The organism is Cognaticolwellia mytili, from assembly GCF_002104475.1.
Classification (GTDB): domain Bacteria; phylum Pseudomonadota; class Gammaproteobacteria; order Enterobacterales; family Alteromonadaceae; genus Cognaticolwellia; species Cognaticolwellia mytili.
Genome location: NZ_NBOF01000006.1, coordinates 66,337 through 82,238, shown reverse-complemented (window position 1 = coordinate 82,238; position 15,902 = coordinate 66,337). Strand labels below are relative to the sequence as shown.

The 15,902-nt window shown below is 39.4% G+C and carries 13 protein-coding genes; all 13 read left to right on the top strand.

Features of this window, described 5'->3' with window-relative positions; genetic code table 11:
- Nucleotides 1–29 precede the first annotated feature (29 nt).
- Entirely contained in the window at nt 30–515 is a 486-nt protein-coding gene (gene tsaE, locus B7C41_RS18025) for a tRNA (adenosine(37)-N6)-threonylcarbamoyltransferase complex ATPase subunit type 1 TsaE (protein ID WP_143764467.1), read from the top strand.
- 135 nt (nt 516–650) lie between these two features.
- Entirely contained in the window at nt 651–1,970 is a 1,320-nt protein-coding gene (locus B7C41_RS18020) for an N-acetylmuramoyl-L-alanine amidase (protein WP_085300373.1), read from the top strand.
- A 7-nt stretch (nt 1,971–1,977) separates the two neighbouring features.
- The gene (gene mutL, locus B7C41_RS18015; RefSeq protein ID WP_085300372.1) at nt 1,978–3,942 is read left to right on the top strand and encodes a DNA mismatch repair endonuclease MutL; all 1,965 of its coding nucleotides are present in this window, start codon (nt 1,978–1,980) and stop codon (nt 3,940–3,942) included.
- 13 nt (nt 3,943–3,955) lie between these two features.
- A complete protein-coding gene (miaA, locus tag B7C41_RS18010; RefSeq protein WP_085300371.1) occupies nt 3,956–4,912 on the top strand; it encodes a tRNA (adenosine(37)-N6)-dimethylallyltransferase MiaA in 957 nt (318 codons plus the stop codon).
- Nucleotides 4,913–5,037: 125 nt separating this feature from the next.
- Complete coding sequence (gene hfq, locus B7C41_RS18005) at nt 5,038–5,301, top strand: RNA chaperone Hfq (protein WP_085300370.1); 264 nt, start codon at nt 5,038–5,040, stop codon at nt 5,299–5,301.
- 33 nt (nt 5,302–5,334) lie between these two features.
- Complete coding sequence (hflX, locus tag B7C41_RS18000) at nt 5,335–6,621, top strand: ribosome rescue GTPase HflX (RefSeq protein ID WP_085300369.1); 1,287 nt, start codon at nt 5,335–5,337, stop codon at nt 6,619–6,621.
- Between the two features lie 81 nt (nt 6,622–6,702).
- A complete protein-coding gene (gene hflK / locus B7C41_RS17995; protein WP_085300368.1) occupies nt 6,703–7,845 on the top strand; it encodes an FtsH protease activity modulator HflK in 1,143 nt (380 codons plus the stop codon).
- A 3-nt stretch (nt 7,846–7,848) separates the two neighbouring features.
- Entirely contained in the window at nt 7,849–8,733 is an 885-nt protein-coding gene (hflC, locus tag B7C41_RS17990) for a protease modulator HflC (RefSeq protein ID WP_085300367.1), read from the top strand.
- 492 nt (nt 8,734–9,225) lie between these two features.
- Nucleotides 9,226–9,411: a DUF2065 domain-containing protein gene (locus tag B7C41_RS17985; RefSeq protein ID WP_085300366.1), complete on the top strand. Its 186-nt coding sequence runs from the start codon at nt 9,226–9,228 to the stop codon at nt 9,409–9,411.
- 125 nt (nt 9,412–9,536) lie between these two features.
- Nucleotides 9,537–10,835, top strand: a complete 1,299-nt coding sequence (locus B7C41_RS17980) for an adenylosuccinate synthase (RefSeq protein ID WP_085300365.1) — start codon at nt 9,537–9,539, stop codon at nt 10,833–10,835.
- A 550-nt stretch (nt 10,836–11,385) separates the two neighbouring features.
- Nucleotides 11,386–12,627, top strand: coding sequence for a malic enzyme-like NAD(P)-binding protein (locus B7C41_RS17975; protein WP_085300364.1), 1,242 nt, complete (start codon nt 11,386–11,388; stop codon nt 12,625–12,627).
- A 168-nt stretch (nt 12,628–12,795) separates the two neighbouring features.
- On the top strand, nt 12,796–14,220 hold the full coding sequence (locus tag B7C41_RS17970) for a sigma-54 interaction domain-containing protein (protein WP_085300363.1): 1,425 nt from the start codon (nt 12,796–12,798) through the stop codon (nt 14,218–14,220).
- Nucleotides 14,221–14,412: 192 nt separating this feature from the next.
- Nucleotides 14,413–15,792 (top strand): cytochrome c oxidase accessory protein CcoG, encoded by a 1,380-nt coding sequence (gene ccoG / locus B7C41_RS17965; protein ID WP_085300362.1) that lies wholly within the window; start codon nt 14,413–14,415, stop codon nt 15,790–15,792.
- Nucleotides 15,793–15,902: the final 110 nt, after the last annotated feature.

Genomic DNA, 15,902 nt, shown 5'->3' with positions numbered 1-15,902 from the left:
AATGATAAACAAAAGTATAAAATGAAAACATGACTAATTTTGTGACAAAACAAAGCTTTATTTTAGCTGACGAACTAGCAACAATTGCTATGGGTAAACGCATCGCTGATCTTGTAAAATCGGAGTTACAACAAGGTATTACTGTTTACCTTAATGGCGATCTTGGCGCAGGAAAGACCACGTTAACCCGTGGCTTTGTTCAAGGAATGGGGCATGTTGGCAACGTTAAAAGCCCAACTTATACTTTAGTTGAACCCTATGATTTAGCGGAGTGGCAGGTTTACCATTTTGATTTATACCGTTTAGCCGATCCAGAAGAGCTAGAGTACATGGGCATTAGAGATTACTTTAATGAGCGTAGCTGTAGCTTTATTGAATGGCCTGAAAAAGGCACAGGTATGATTGCCGTACCTGATATGGTGATTGATTTGGCATATAGTGATGAACAACGCACTATGACTGTGCATGCAGATACCGTGTTGGGTCAGAAGCTATTACTAGCTTTGATTTCATAAGCTAGTAATATCCTAGAGTTACTATAAAATGTGAGATTCAGTAAACAAATTTCGGTATAAGCTTTTTAGTATTAAAAAATAATAGTGAGAAAAATAACCGAATTCACGGCGTTATTGATAGAGGGTTAAAACTGAATGCGTTTTAAGAAAGTCGCACAGAATATGGTAAGTGTTGTAGTGTTTTGGCTTTGCTTAGTAGCCAGCGCCAGCGCCATTAATGATATCAAAAGTGTGCGTGTATGGCCCGCACCTGACAGTACTCGTGTGGTTTTTGACCTTAGTCAAAAGCCAGACTTCAAATACTTTTCTTTAAAATCACCTCATCGTTTGGTAATTGACTTTAAAAATAGTAAAAACCTAGCGCCATTAATGTCGGCCATTAAAGCGGATAGGCGAGTTAAAAAGATTCGCTCTAGCACTTCAAAGAAGAAAGACACGACCCGTTTAGTGTTAGAAATGGCTGACAGCTATCGTGTATCAGTTTTCCGTTTAGCGCCGGCTGGGCAGTATGGTAATCGCCTTGTTATTGATCTTTATGACAAGCAGAATAAAACGATTGCTAAGCATGACAATAGTAGAGGTAAGCGCGATATTGTTATTGCAATTGTTGCCGGGCATGGTGGTGAAGATCCTGGCTCTATTGGTACGGCTGGAACATATGAGAAAAAGATAACCTTAAAAATTGCACAAAAGCTTGAGAAATTAATTAATAAAAAGCCAGGTTTAAAAGCTGTGATGATCCGCAGCGGCGACTATTATGTGAATCATAATCGAAAAACTGTGTTGGCAAGAAAAGCAAAAGCAGACTTATTAATTTCTATTCATGCTGATGCTTTTACTTCTTCTAAACCTAATGGTGCATCAGTATGGTTGCAAGCGACGCGTCGTGCCGATACTGAATTTACCCACTGGATTCAAAATCGAGAGAAAAATTCAGAACTATTAGGCGGTGCTGGCGAAACTATTAAGAAAACCAAAGATGATAACTTAGCCATTGCCTTAGCTGATATGAAAAAAGAATATACTATGGCGAGTAGTTATGACTTTGCTAAGCATGTAGTTAAACAGTTAAAGAAAGTCACCAAATTGCATAAGAAAAAGCCTGAACGTTTGAGTTTAGCAGTATTAAAGTCTTCGGATATTCCTTCGGTATTGATTGAAACAGGTTTTATTTCCAACCCACAAGAAGAAAAGCGCTTAAATAATTCAGCGCACCAGCAAAAATTAGCTAAAGCTATTTATACTGCAGTGGATCATTATTTTTCTCGTAATCCGCCTGACGGTAGTTTGCTTGCAGCGAGTCGAGTGCGTGAGCATAAAGTCAGTCGAGGAGAATCACTCTCAGTGGTCGCTCAACGCTATAAAGTTTCAGTACGAAAGCTTAAATCGGCCAACAACTTGAAATCGAATGTTGTTAGGATTGGTCAAACATTAAAAATTCCTCAGGCAGATTAATTCAAACATGACCATTGCAATATTACCCGCTCGTCTTGCCAACCAAATCGCTGCAGGCGAAGTGGTTGAACGTCCATCATCTGTTGTCAAAGAACTAGTAGAGAACAGTCTAGATGCTGGCGCAACGAGTATTCGAATAGATATCGAAAAAGGCGGTGCTAAGCGCATACGCATTGTTGATAACGGTAAAGGCATTGCAAAAGACGAGTTGGGGTTAGCATTAAGTCGCCATGCCACTAGTAAAATTAAAGATCTTGATGATCTAGAAGCTATTAGCAGCTTAGGTTTTCGTGGTGAGGCGTTAGCCAGTATCAGCTCAGTTTCTCGATTAACATTAACTTCAAAGCCACAAGCACAAACATCAGCATGGCAAGCAAATGCTGAAGGCCGTGATATGGCAGTGGCAGTAAATCCGGCTGCACATCCTGATGGCACTACGATTGACGTTATTGATTTATTTTTTAACACCCCTGCAAGACGTAAGTTTTTACGTACTGAAAAAACTGAATTTGGTCATATTGAAGAAGTGATTAAGCGCATCGCACTGGCTCGTTTTGATGTCGCTTTTGTTTTAACGCACAATCATAAAGTGATTAAACAATTTCGCATCGCTAATTCTGCTGCACAGCGTAGTAAACGTGTTGCACAAATATGTAGTCAAAAATTTATTGATAATGCATTAGAAGTCGATTGCCAGCATGATGGCTTTCATATTCATGGTTGGATAGCGCAACCAAGCTTCTATCGTAGTCAAAATGATTTAACTTATAGCTATGTTAATGGCCGCATGATGCGCGATAAATTGATTAATCATGCTATTCGCCAGGCATATGCTGAATTATTACCTAATGACAGTTACCCTGCATTTGTCCTGTTTTTAAAGCTCGATTTTCGTGAAGTCGATGTTAATGTGCATCCTGCAAAACATGAAGTTAGGTTTCATCAAGGGCGTTATGTTCATGACTTTATTTATTCTGTTTGTCATCAGGCATTAATTTCCGCACGCGAACCAGAGCTAGCCATTGATGATAGCACCGGTGAGATAATCCCTGCGAATAACAACGCTTTCCATCCAAGTACAGCTAGCAGTGTCGATACCAGTTTTGTTACGCCGCTGCGGACAGAAACACGAGCAAGCAGTGAATCATCAGCAGTCCAAGCGTATACACGGTCGGAGCCTCAAGTTTCACCTTCAGACTCTGTTAGTTCTGAGCAGAGTTCGATAAGGCAACACTCGACAAGACAATATTCACCGGCGGCCACACATTCATATACATCGAAAGTGAGTGAACAAGCGAGCAAAGCTTATAGCGATTTAATGACACCGCTGGTAGACACTGAACAAGCACGAGAAAACCCTGTCATATCGGATGCGGTAGTAGCGGTTAATCCAGTACCGGACAACCAATTAGTGAGCGATGAAGAAGTAAAAATTTTACACTGGCTTGAGCCGCACTACTTAGTCTTTGAGCAACAGCAGGAATTACGGCTGCTATCAGTCAAGAAAATTGATTTACTAATAAAATTACAAACCGTGAAGCAGCGTTGGCATGAAAAGTTAATTTGTCAGCCATTATTGTTGCCAATAAAAATTACTGTTGGTGAAAAAGCTGCTGACTTTGTCGAAATTAATACCGAACAATTTCAGCATGTTGGTATGGAAATTCGTCGGCTAAATAAAACCACCCTACAAATTCGTCAATTTCCTGCTTTGTTAAGAAACCAAGATGTGACTCATACTTTTAATCGATTAATTAAGCAGTTACAAGCTGAAACCGACAATGAAGTACATTCAGAAATTGAGTGGCAGATGGCATTAGCTGAGCTAATGGTGCAAGAAGAAATGAGTCAAGAGCAGGCTTTACAAATATGGCGAAAAGCAAAAAAACAGTTTAATTATCAGTTTGAACAGCAACTGCGCTTGAATTCTGTTGCTATAGACCTTACATCATCTATAAGCCAACTAGCATAAATACTAAATAATAATGACTGACGTTGCATGCCAACTAAATGCTGAATTACAGCAGCCTCCCGTTATTTGTTTAATGGGACCAACAGCATCAGGAAAAACTGCACTTGCGATGGCACTTTTCGATGCGTTACCGTGCGATATTATTAGTGTAGATTCAGCGTTAGTATTTAAAGGCATGGATATTGGTACTGCTAAACCAACAGCTGAAGAGTTAGCTAGATATCCACATCAATTAATTGATATTCGTGATCCGACGGAAAGTTATTCCGCTGCTGACTTTTGTCAGGATGCACTAAAAGCTATTGCGATTAGCCGAGCTAAAGGACGCATTCCTTTATTAGTCGGCGGCACTATGATGTATTTTAAGAGTTTGATTGAAGGTATTTCACCTTTGCCAGAAGCCGATGTTGAAATACGCAAAGCAATTGAAATAGAAGCTAAACAAAAAGGTTGGCTGGCAATGCATGAGCAATTAGCCAGTTTTGACCCCATTTCGGCAGAACGTATTCATCCTAATGACCCGCAGCGGCTAGCGCGAGCGATAGAAGTGTATCGAAAAACAGGTAATACTTTGACACAATTAACCGAAATAAAAGGTGATAAAGTCAGCGGAAATGTTTTACAGTTTGCGATAGCGCCAAAAGAACGTAGTGACCTGCATGCGCGAATAGAGTTACGTTTTAATCAAATGATTGAGCAAAACTTTAAACAAGAAGTTGTTGCTTTAAAAGCAAGAGATGATTTACATCATGATTTGCCAGCGATTCGTTGTGTAGGATATCGTCAAATGTGGCAACATTTACAAGATGAATGTGATCATGATGAAATGGTTTTTAAAGGTATTTGTGCGACTCGTCAATTGGCGAAACGACAATTAACTTGGTTACGAAGTTGGAAAGATTTACACTGGTTGCATATGGAAGATGAAAATAATTTACAAGTTATTTTATCAGCAGTAAGCAAACTTTAAACATTGATGTATAATTAAAATAGTTGTGCATTAAGCAGCTAGTTTTATTGAATAATTTTTGGATTAATACAATAAAACATTTTGATAGTTAACTTTTACTAAAAATAACAAAAAGGGGCCAAATAATGGCAAAGGGGCAATCTTTACAAGACCCATTTTTGAATGCGTTACGTCGTGATCGTATTCCTGTAGCAATTTACTTAGTCAATGGCATTAAACTACAAGGACAAGTAGAGTCATTTGATCAATTTGTAATTTTACTTAAAAATACCGTTAGCCAAATGGTTTATAAACATGCCATTTCTACGGTTGTTCCAGCTCGCGCAGTGACTACTATGCCAGCTCCACAATCTAACCAACCAGATTATAATCAGGATGCAGAAGATTAATGGAAAAAGCTAGTATTGTATGGAGTCGCTCATTTGTTTGATCGGTATCAAGCAGGTGAGCAGGCGATACTTGTCCATTTAGATTTCCCTGATGATAACACTCGTGAAGATCTGCAAGAATTTGAAATGCTTGTCAGCTCTGCGGGAGTGAATGCGTTAAATACTGTAACAGGTAAACGTAATACACCACATCCAAAATATTTCGTCGGTACAGGAAAGGCACAAGAAGTTGCTGAAGCTGTACGGATGTATGATGCGAACGTTGTACTGTTTAATCACAGTTTGGCGCCCTCGCAAGAAAAAAATATTGAAGCTTTGTGTGAGTGTCGAGTCATTGACCGCACAACATTGATTCTCGATATATTTGCTCAGCGCGCCCGAACTCATGAAGGTAAATTGCAAGTAGAGTTAGCGCAATTACGTCATATGAGTACGCGCTTGATCCGAGGCTGGACGCATCTAGAGCGCCAAAAAGGCGGTATCGGTTTGCGTGGCCCGGGTGAAACCCAATTAGAAACTGATCGGCGTTTACTGCATGAACGTATGGTTAATATCCGTAAGCGTTTAGGTAAAGTTGAAAAGCAAAGGCAACAAGGCCGACGGGCAAGAACTCGCGCTGAAATTCCAACCATCTCTTTAGTGGGTTATACCAATGCGGGTAAATCAACATTATTTAACCATATAACTCGAGCAGATGTTTATGCTGCTGACCAGCTATTTGCTACCTTAGACCCTACTTTACGTAAAATTGAAGTAGAAGATGTTGGTCGAGTTATATTGGCTGATACGGTTGGTTTTATTCGTCACCTTCCTCATGACTTAGTTGCTGCGTTTAAAGCAACACTGACCGAAACTCGTGAAGCAGAATTGCTTTTACATGTTATCGATATTTCTGATGAGCGACGTAGCGAAAATATTGAGCAAGTAGAAGAAGTTTTAAAAGAAATTGAAGCAGGCGATGTTCCTCAACTATTAATTTGTAACAAAATAGATTGCTTGGATGACGTTGAGCCAAGAATTGATCGTGATGAGCTTGGAATGCCAATTCGTGTCTGGTTGTCTGCACAACAAGGTATTGGTATTGAACTGTTATTTATTGCGCTGGCTGAACGTTTAGGCAAGCAAATAGTTCAGCATCAGCTGTGTTTGCCGCCAAGTGCGGGTAAATTTCGTGGTCAGCTTTATGAATTAAATTGTATTCTTGATGAGAGTTATGACGAACAAGGCAATTGTTTAGTGAACATAAAATTACCGCTTCGAGAGTGGAATCGGTTACTGAAACAAGACGAAGTAGAGATAGAGCACTTTATTCAAACTTAACAGACTGATATATTAGACCAAATCTATTGTTTTATTGCGAATATATTAGTTACGCATTAATTTTTTATAGCGGAGAGTAGCATGGCTTGGAATGAACCGGGGAATAACGAAAAAGATCCCTGGAAAAATAAAGGTGGCAAAAATCAAGGTCCACCTGACTTAGATGATTTACTAAAAGATATTGGCAACAAGTTTGGCGGTATTTTTGGCGGAAAAAAATCTGGCGGTAATTCTGGGAATAGTCTTTCTAGTGTTGGCATTATGGTGTTGTTAATTGTTGCCATTCTAGTTTATGCCTTTACAGGTTTCTACACCATCAAAGAGGCTGAAAAAGGCATTGTATTACGCTTTGGTCAGTATGCTGGTTTAGTAGAGCCAGGTTTGCGTTGGAAGTGGTCGTTTGTTGAGCGTGTTATCCCAGTTGATATGCAAACAACTCGTGACTTGCCATCTGCTGGCTTTATGCTAACGCAAGACGAAAACGTAGTGCGTGTAGAAATGCAAATTCAATATCGTGTGGTTGACGCTCGTAACTATATATTCAGTGTCACTAACGCTGATGACAGTTTAAGCCAGTCGCTTGATAGTGCGCTTCGCTATGTTATTGGTCATTCGAAAATGGATGACATTTTAACCAGTGGTCGTGAAGAAGTTCGTCAAGCCGTTTGGAAAGAGCTAGATAAAATTATCGAGCCATATAACTTAGGTTTGATCATTGTTGATGTTAACTTTAAAGATGCTCGTCCTCCTGAAGAAGTAAAAGATGCTTTTGATGATGCTATTGCTGCACAGGAAGATGAAGTTAGATTTTTACGTGAAGCAGAAGCCTATGCTAGAGGCATCGAACCTCGTGCCCGTGGTCGAGTTAAACGTTTAGAGCAAGAAGCATTAGCTTATAAAGCACAGGTTTTATTAGATGCCGAAGGTGAAGTTGCACGTTTTAATAAACTGTTACCTGAATATCAAGCCGCACCTGAAGTTACTCGCCAACGTATGTATTTAACAACGATGGAAAAGGTTTACAGTAATACCAGTAAAGTGATGGTTGATGTTGATGGTGGTAATAACATGATGTACCTACCGTTAGATAAGATTATGCAACAACAATCTACAGGCCAACGTGTTATTCAACAGTCATTACCGAGTGTAAACTCAACGAATAGCACTAACACTGCGCCAGCGTTATCAGGTCGAAATGATCGCTTCAATAGTGGGAGAAATTAAGCCATGAAAAATTTTATACTGGCAATAATTGCTTTACTATTTGTTTTAACTATTTCATCCGTTTTTATTGTTTTTGAAGGTCAGCGCGGTATCGTGTTTGAATTTTCAAAAATTAAACGTGACGGCGATAGCGGCGATATGAAAGTGTATGATCCAGGTCTACATTTCAAATTTCCGTTTATTAACACGGTACGTAAACTTGATGCACGCATTCAAACCTTAGATGAAGCGCCTGATCGTTTTGTAACGTCTGAAAAGAAAGATTTAATGGTCGATTCATTTGTTAAATGGCGCATCGTTAATTTCTCTACTTACTATTTGCGTACGTCGGGTTCAATTGATAATGCTCGCGCGCTATTAAAGCAAAAAGTTAACAACGGCCTACGTACTGAGTTTGGTACTCGTACCATTAAGGAAATCGTATCGGGTGACCGTGATGACATCATGGCAAAAGCACTAGAAAGTGCAGCAAGTAGCCGTGAAGACTTAGGTATTGAAGTAATTGATGTCCGTATTAAGGCTATTAACTTACCTACTGAGGTTAGTAACTCGATATACGAGCGTATGCGTGCTGAACGTACTGCCGTGGCTAAAGAGCATCGCTCTCAAGGTCAAGAGCAATCAGAAATCATTCGTGCAACTATTGACGCAAAAGTAACAGTAATGTTAGCAACAGCACAAAAGGAAGCACAGGAAATTCGTGGTGAAGGCGATGCCTTAGCAGCAAAAGTTTATGCTGATTCATACGGACAAGATGCCGAATTCTTTGATTTCTTCCGTAGTTTAGAAGCCTATGAAACAAGCTTTAGCTCTAAGAATGATATCTTAGTTGTGAAGCCTGATAGTGACTTCTTCAACTATTTGAAAAACGGCAAGAAAGATAAGTAATATCTTTTAAGAATCGTTATAAAAGCCATGGCATTTGTCATGGCTTTTTTATGTACAGACCTCTCTCATACATCCTGTATTTCGAGGCATTAGTGCATCCGTGCACGTCGATGTGCAGTATAGCGTGATCACATAGTCGTTCTTTGCCTTCTCGGTAATTGCTCCTGCATTACCCTAATGACTTACATCCATGTAAGAACATGGCTCACGACATTAATGTATCTTTACTTGTCGATGTGAAAGAGCGTATATGTTTAGCCCTCTCTCATACATCCTGTGTTTCGAGGCATTAGTGCATCCGTGCACGTCGATGTGCAGTATAGCGCGGTCACATGGTCGTTCTTTGCCTTCTATGGCATCGTGATATTAATGTATCCCTACATGTCAATGTTCAGAAAAATATGCTTAAAGATATCGTTAATACAAATGGCATTTGGTGATAGTTTTAATTCATGTCAACATATCTGCCTAAATAGCTGCTAAGGAACGTTTATGACGACGACACTATTGATGGCAATTGCCATTGCGTTAATTATTGAAGGACTTATTCCGGCTTTATTCCCGAATAAATGGCGTGCTTATGTACTTAAACTAGCAAAAGAGTCGATTGGTTCTATTCGACAAATTGGAATTTTCTTAGTGCTCGTTGGTTTTGTGCTGCTGTGGCTGATAAATTAGTTTATTGCTAACTTACCCTAGTCCTTAGCTTTTTTATTTTCGAGTTAAAAATCAACAATTATTGCTTGGACAAAATATCGATATTTGATAGAATCCCCGCCTAATTTTCTTACCAATATGTGAACATGGGTAAAAACGTCGTAGTTCTAGGCACCCAATGGGGTGACGAAGGTAAAGGTAAAGTCGTCGACTTACTTACTGATAAAGCCAAATATGTAGTGCGCTATCAAGGTGGCCACAATGCAGGTCATACGCTAGTCATTAACGGTGAAAAAACCGTATTACATCTTATTCCATCAGGCGTATTACGTGATAACGTAAAATGCTTAATCGGTAACGGTGTAGTTCTTTGTCCTAAAGCACTTATGACAGAAATGGCTATGTTAGAAGAACGCGGCGTACCTGTACGTGAGCGTCTTTTAATTAGTGATGCATGTCCGTTAATTCTTCCTTACCACAATGCCTTAGATGCAGCTCGTGAAAAAGCTCGTGGCAGCAAAGCCATCGGTACTACAGGTCGTGGTATTGGTCCAGCTTACGAAGATAAAGCTGCTCGTCGTGGTTTACGTGTTGGTGATTTATTTTGCGCAGAATCTTTTGCCGCGAAATTAAAAGAAATTATGGAATACCATAACTTCGTATTAACTACTTACTACAAAGTAGAACCAGTTAGCTACGAAGAAGTACTTCGTGATGCAATGGCTGTTGCTGACGTTATTAAGAGCATGGTTGCAGACATTTCAGAAATGTTAGATCAAGCGCGTAAAGCGGGCGAATCTATCATGTTTGAAGGTGCTCAAGGTACATTACTTGATATCGACCACGGTACATATCCATATGTAACTTCGTCAAATACAACTGTTGGTGGCGTTGCTACAGGTAGTGGTTTTGGCCCGCGTTACTTGGACTACGTTTTAGGTATTACTAAAGCGTACACAACACGTGTTGGCTCAGGTCCTTTCCCAACTGAATTAGATGACGAAGTTGGTAATCACCTAGGCACTGTAGGTCATGAATTTGGCGCTACAACCGGTCGTGAACGTCGTTGTGGTTGGTTTGATGCTGTTGCTATGCACCGCGCTGTACAAGTAAATAGTATTAGCGGGTTTTGTTTAACTAAACTTGACGTATTAGACGGTTTAGAAACATTAAAAATCTGTACTGGTTATAAAACAGCAGAAGGCGAAGTTATCACTGTACCGCCAACAGCCGCTGAAGGTTACGAAAAAATTACCCCAGTATACGAATCAATGCCAGGTTGGAGCGAAACAACTGTTGGTGCTACATCTGTAGATGCTTTACCAGCAAATGCAATTGCTTACATTAAGCGCATTGAAGAAGTTACCGGCGTACCTGTTGATATTATTTCTACTGGTCCAGACCGTAACGAAACTATGATTTTAGTTAATCCATTTGACGAATAATTAAATTTTCACAGTTTAATCAATTTTAAGAAACCACCTTTTAGGTGGTTTTTTTATATCTAAAGATGTGTATTTACCCACATTGAACCATACGTTAGCTCAAGCTAGTTAACTCATCAGGAGGCAGGTTACTATATTCAAAGTTTCTCTATAACAGGTATACCAGTTTCCGAGAATTTTACTGAACAGTGTTAAACTTCTGAAGTTTGCGATGAAATGATGGAAAAATCGCGAATTATGAATATAGAGTATAGGTTTTAAATTTAAGTTATGGAGCTAACGTTATATCAATAGGTGTAAGTCCTATTTTTATATGAATACTTAGCGCTATATGCTGAATATTCAGCTAAGTTATGTGAAATATCAAAATGATAACGCTATATTATTTATAGCTTGTAGCGAATTAATATATATAAAAGGGCTTGAAATAACCAAGCTCAATGCCATAGTATACAAAATAGCAATAATGAATATAGATTTCATGAATTGTGCTTAAACGACAATAATAATGACTTAACTTACGCATTAGCCTAACAAACTAGGAATAGACATGACAGATTTTCGCCAGCAGGCCCTTGATTATCACGCATACCCAACTCCAGGTAAAATCAGTGTTGAATTAACGACACCTGCGGAAACCAGCTTAGATCTCTCACTCGCCTATAGCCCTGGTGTTGCGGAGCCTGTTCGTGCCATTGCAGAAAATCCTGATGATGTCTATAAGTATACAGGTAAAGGCAATACTGTTGCTGTTATTACTAACGGTACAGCTATTTTAGGTTTAGGTAATTTGGGGCCAATGGCTTCTAAACCTGTAATGGAAGGTAAAGCATTATTATTTAAGCGTTTTGCGGGTATTAACTCTTTTGATATTGAAGTTAAGCACAAAACAGTTGAAGACTTTGTTAATACCGTAGCTAATATTGCTGACAGTTTTGGTGGTATTAATTTAGAAGATATTAAAGCACCAGAGTGTTTTGCTATTGAAAAGGCGCTGATTGAACGTTGCAAAGTACCAGTATTCCATGATGACCAACACGGTACTGCTATTGTTACTGCTGCAGGGATGATTAACGCCTTAGAAATACAAGGTAAAATTCTTCGCCATGCCAATATAGTATGTATGGGGGCGGGTGCTGCTGCAATCGCTTGTATGGAACTTTTAATTAAATGTGGCGCACAACGTGAAAAAATCTATATGCTCGACACCAAGGGTATTATTCATACGCGTCGTGATGATTTAAATGAATATAAGAAACTTTTTGCTAATAATACCGATAAACGTACCTTAGAAGAAGCTATTGATGGTGCAGATGTTTTTGTTGGTGTATCTGGGCCTAATGTACTATCGCCTGATCACGTTAAATTAATGGCCTCGAACCCAGTTATATTTGCTTGCTCGAACCCAGATCCAGAAATCAAGCCTGAACTTGCCATAGCAACTCGGGACGACCTTATCATCGCTACGGGTCGTTCTGATTACCCGAACCAAGTGAATAATGTGCTTTGTTTTCCGTTTATTTTTCGAGGTGCTTTAGATGTGCGCGCACGCACTATCAACGATGAAATGAAAATTGCTGCAGTGCATGCTATTCGTGCTTTAGCTAAAGAAGAAGTGCCAGCAGAAGTACTAGCGGCAAGTGGTAGTGCAAGTTTAGTTTTTGGTAAGAATTATATCATTCCAAAACCTATGGACTCACGCTTACGCTCTGCGGTTGCTATTGCCGTTGCGCAGGCTGCTGTTGATTCAGGGGTTGCAGCATTAGAGATGCCAGACAACTATGCTGGCTAAGTAGTCTTGATAAGGTTATATAAAAAAGGAAGCATAATGCTTCCTTTTTTGTTTTCATAAACAACAGAATTATGGGGGGGCTATTATATTTTGTAAATATCAGTGATAATGCCCTCGAAATATCGTGGCTGATGTTTTCAAGCCTTTAATTTATCGATGAGAACTTAAATGAATAAAGAAATAAAAGCTTATCTTGCTGATTCAGAGTTATTACTTAACGCTGTAGGTGAAGGGATTTATGGCTTAGATTCACAAGGGCGTGCTATTTTCATTAATCCGGCGGCAGAGGCAATGACGGGTTGGTCGGCGGCGGAATTACTAGGGAAAAGTATTCATCAGTTTCACCATCATAGCTATACCAATGGTGAGCCTTACCCTGCTTGTGACTGTAAAATCTTCAATACTGTTCTTGATGGTGTTTCTCGGCAGGTAAGTGGTGAAGTTTTCTGGCGTAAAGATGGTAGTAGTTTCCCGGTTGAGTACACCACAAAAGCGGTTTTTAAGCATAGTGAAATCATCGGTGTTGTTGCGGTATTTCGAGACGTTAGTCAACAGCAGCAAGTTGAATTAGCGCTACGTGGTGCATTAGAAAATGTACAATTACTTACTGAGCAACTCAAAGCAGAAAATACCTATTTACAGAATGAGCTAGCACAAGAATGGTCGTCGGCAGGGCTAGTTGGTAAAAGTAAGGTGGTGACTAAAATGCTCTCGCAAGTAGAGCTTGTTGCACAAACTGATAGTACGGTATTAATTCTAGGCGAGAACGGCACAGGTAAAGAGCTAGTTGCACGTAATATTCATGCCTTAAGCCAGCGTAAAAACTCAACTATGGTAAAAGTAAACTGTGCCGCATTTACGCCAAGCTTGCTTGAATCTGAGCTATTTGGTCATGAGAAAGGAGCATTTACAGGTGCTACCGAACGCCGAAAAGGCCGTTTCGAGTTAGCTAATGGTGGTACATTGTTTCTTGATGAAATTGGTGAATTAACCATGGAGGCACAAGGAAAGTTGCTTCGAGTACTGCAAGAGCAAGAGTTTGAGCGTGTTGGTGGCAGCGAAACACTTGCAGTTGATATTCGCATTATTGCTGCTACCAATAGAAACTTGTCAACGATGGTCGCGAAAGGAGAGTTTAGAATAGATTTATTTTATCGACTTAATGTATTTCCGGTTACTGTGCCGCCATTGCGAGATCGCCAAGAAGATATTCCACTACTCTCGCAAGCTATAATTGCTACGTTAAATAAAAAGTTAGGCAAAAGCATTAGAGCCATAAGCAACAAGAGCCTAACTAAGTTAATGCAGTACCAATGGCCGGGTAATATTCGAGAGTTACAAAACTTACTTGAACGGGAAATGATATTAAGTAAATCATCGATATTAAATTTCAATTTTAAAAGTTCAGCAAAGCCGCCAGAAGCAATTGAATACGAAACTTTGGCGCAAGCAGAACACAAGCATATTACTAACGTACTTAAAGCCTGTAAATGGCGCATTGGTGGCGAATTAGGTGCTGCAAAGCAATTAGGTTTACCAGAAAGTACCTTACGTTCGCGTATGAAAAAACTCAAAATTGTTAGACCGAACTAGATTTTCCCTCTCTATAAAATCTCTTATTTCCACGATATATCGCTAAACCACGCTATATCGTGCTTTTTGTGTGTGATCAACATTCCGCATAAATATATTTTTTAATTTAAAACAATGACTTGTATTTATAGTTGCACTTGGTTCGTAAATTGCTATTAGCGGGTATCCTGTTGTAAGTATTAGTAGTAAACCATGAAGTTTGATTATAAAGCTGAAGATTTGATCATCAAGCCATACAAATCTGAATCCCCCGTCTATGTTCGTAAGCAAAAAGGGCGCTATCAACGTATCCGTCAGCTTACGGGTTTTGTTTTTGTCATGGTGTTTATATTATTGCCGTGGATAAGCTATCAAGGCAATCAAGCGGTATTGTTTGATATCGGTAAGCAGCAATTTCATATCTTTTCAGAAACCTTCTTCCCGCAAGATTTTACTTTATTGGCAGGCTTGTTGATTGTCAGTTGTTATTTATTGTTTTTTGTTACCACTTGGTTGGGACGAATTTGGTGTGGTTATGTATGCCCACAAACCGTTTGGACCTTTAGTTTTATCTGGGTTGAAGAATGGTTGGAAGGTAGTCGAAATCAGCGTATTAAGCGTGACACGCAGCCAAAAACTTTAGATAACATTGTACGTAAATCTGCCAAGCATATTGTTTGGGGTTTGATGTCATTTTTAACTGCAACAACTTTCATGAGTTACTTCCTGCCAACGCATGAACTTTACCTCGACTTAATTGCCCTTAATTGGACAGGACTAACAACATTTTGGGTATTGTTCTTTGCTATTTGTACCTATGGAAATGCCGGCTGGCTACGTGAGAAAATGTGTATTTATATGTGCCCATATTCGCGCTTTCAATCGGCAATGTTCGACAAAAATACCCTCTTGATCGCGTATGATAAAGTACGGGGTGAAAATCGCGGTCGTCGTAAACGTAAAGATAACCCAAAAGAGCTTGGTCTGGGTGACTGTGTAGACTGTAATCTTTGTGTTGAAGTCTGTCCGGTAGGTATTGATATTCGAAATGGTCTGCAATATGAGTGCATTAACTGTGGTGCGTGTGCTGATGCTTGTGATCAAACCATGACGCAATTTAATTATGCTAAAGGTTTAATCAGTTACACCAGTGAAAATGCCTTACTAGGCAAAAAAGCTAAGTTACTACGACCAAAAATTATTGGCTACGGCATATTATCGATATTAGCGATGATTTTTATGGCCTATACCATTCAGGTGCGAGTACCGATCGAATTCTCTGTATTACGTGATCGCGGCACCTTATTCCAAGTTGATTTCGACGACAACGTAACGAATAGCTACTTGTTAAAAGTAACTAATAAATCTCAGCTAGACCGTCACTTTAACGTTAGCGTACTTAATAGTAATGTCAGTTTAAGTGCCGATAAGAATATCTTAATTAAAGCCGGTGAAATTGCTAGTGTGCCAGTGCACTTAACTATGACACCTGATGAAATTAAAGAGCGTGTCAGTGAAGTGTCATTACAAGTGAGTGTTAGTGATATGTCTGATGTGAAAGCAGTAACGAAGACGAAGTTTTTTTCAAATTAGTTTGGTGTGTAGGTTAGGTTATTTAACCGGGGCGTCGATGGGACGCCTTTTTTTTAAATAAAATTGACGTAAAGCCCTGTAATCAAGTAGTCACTCCTTGTTTGGTAGTC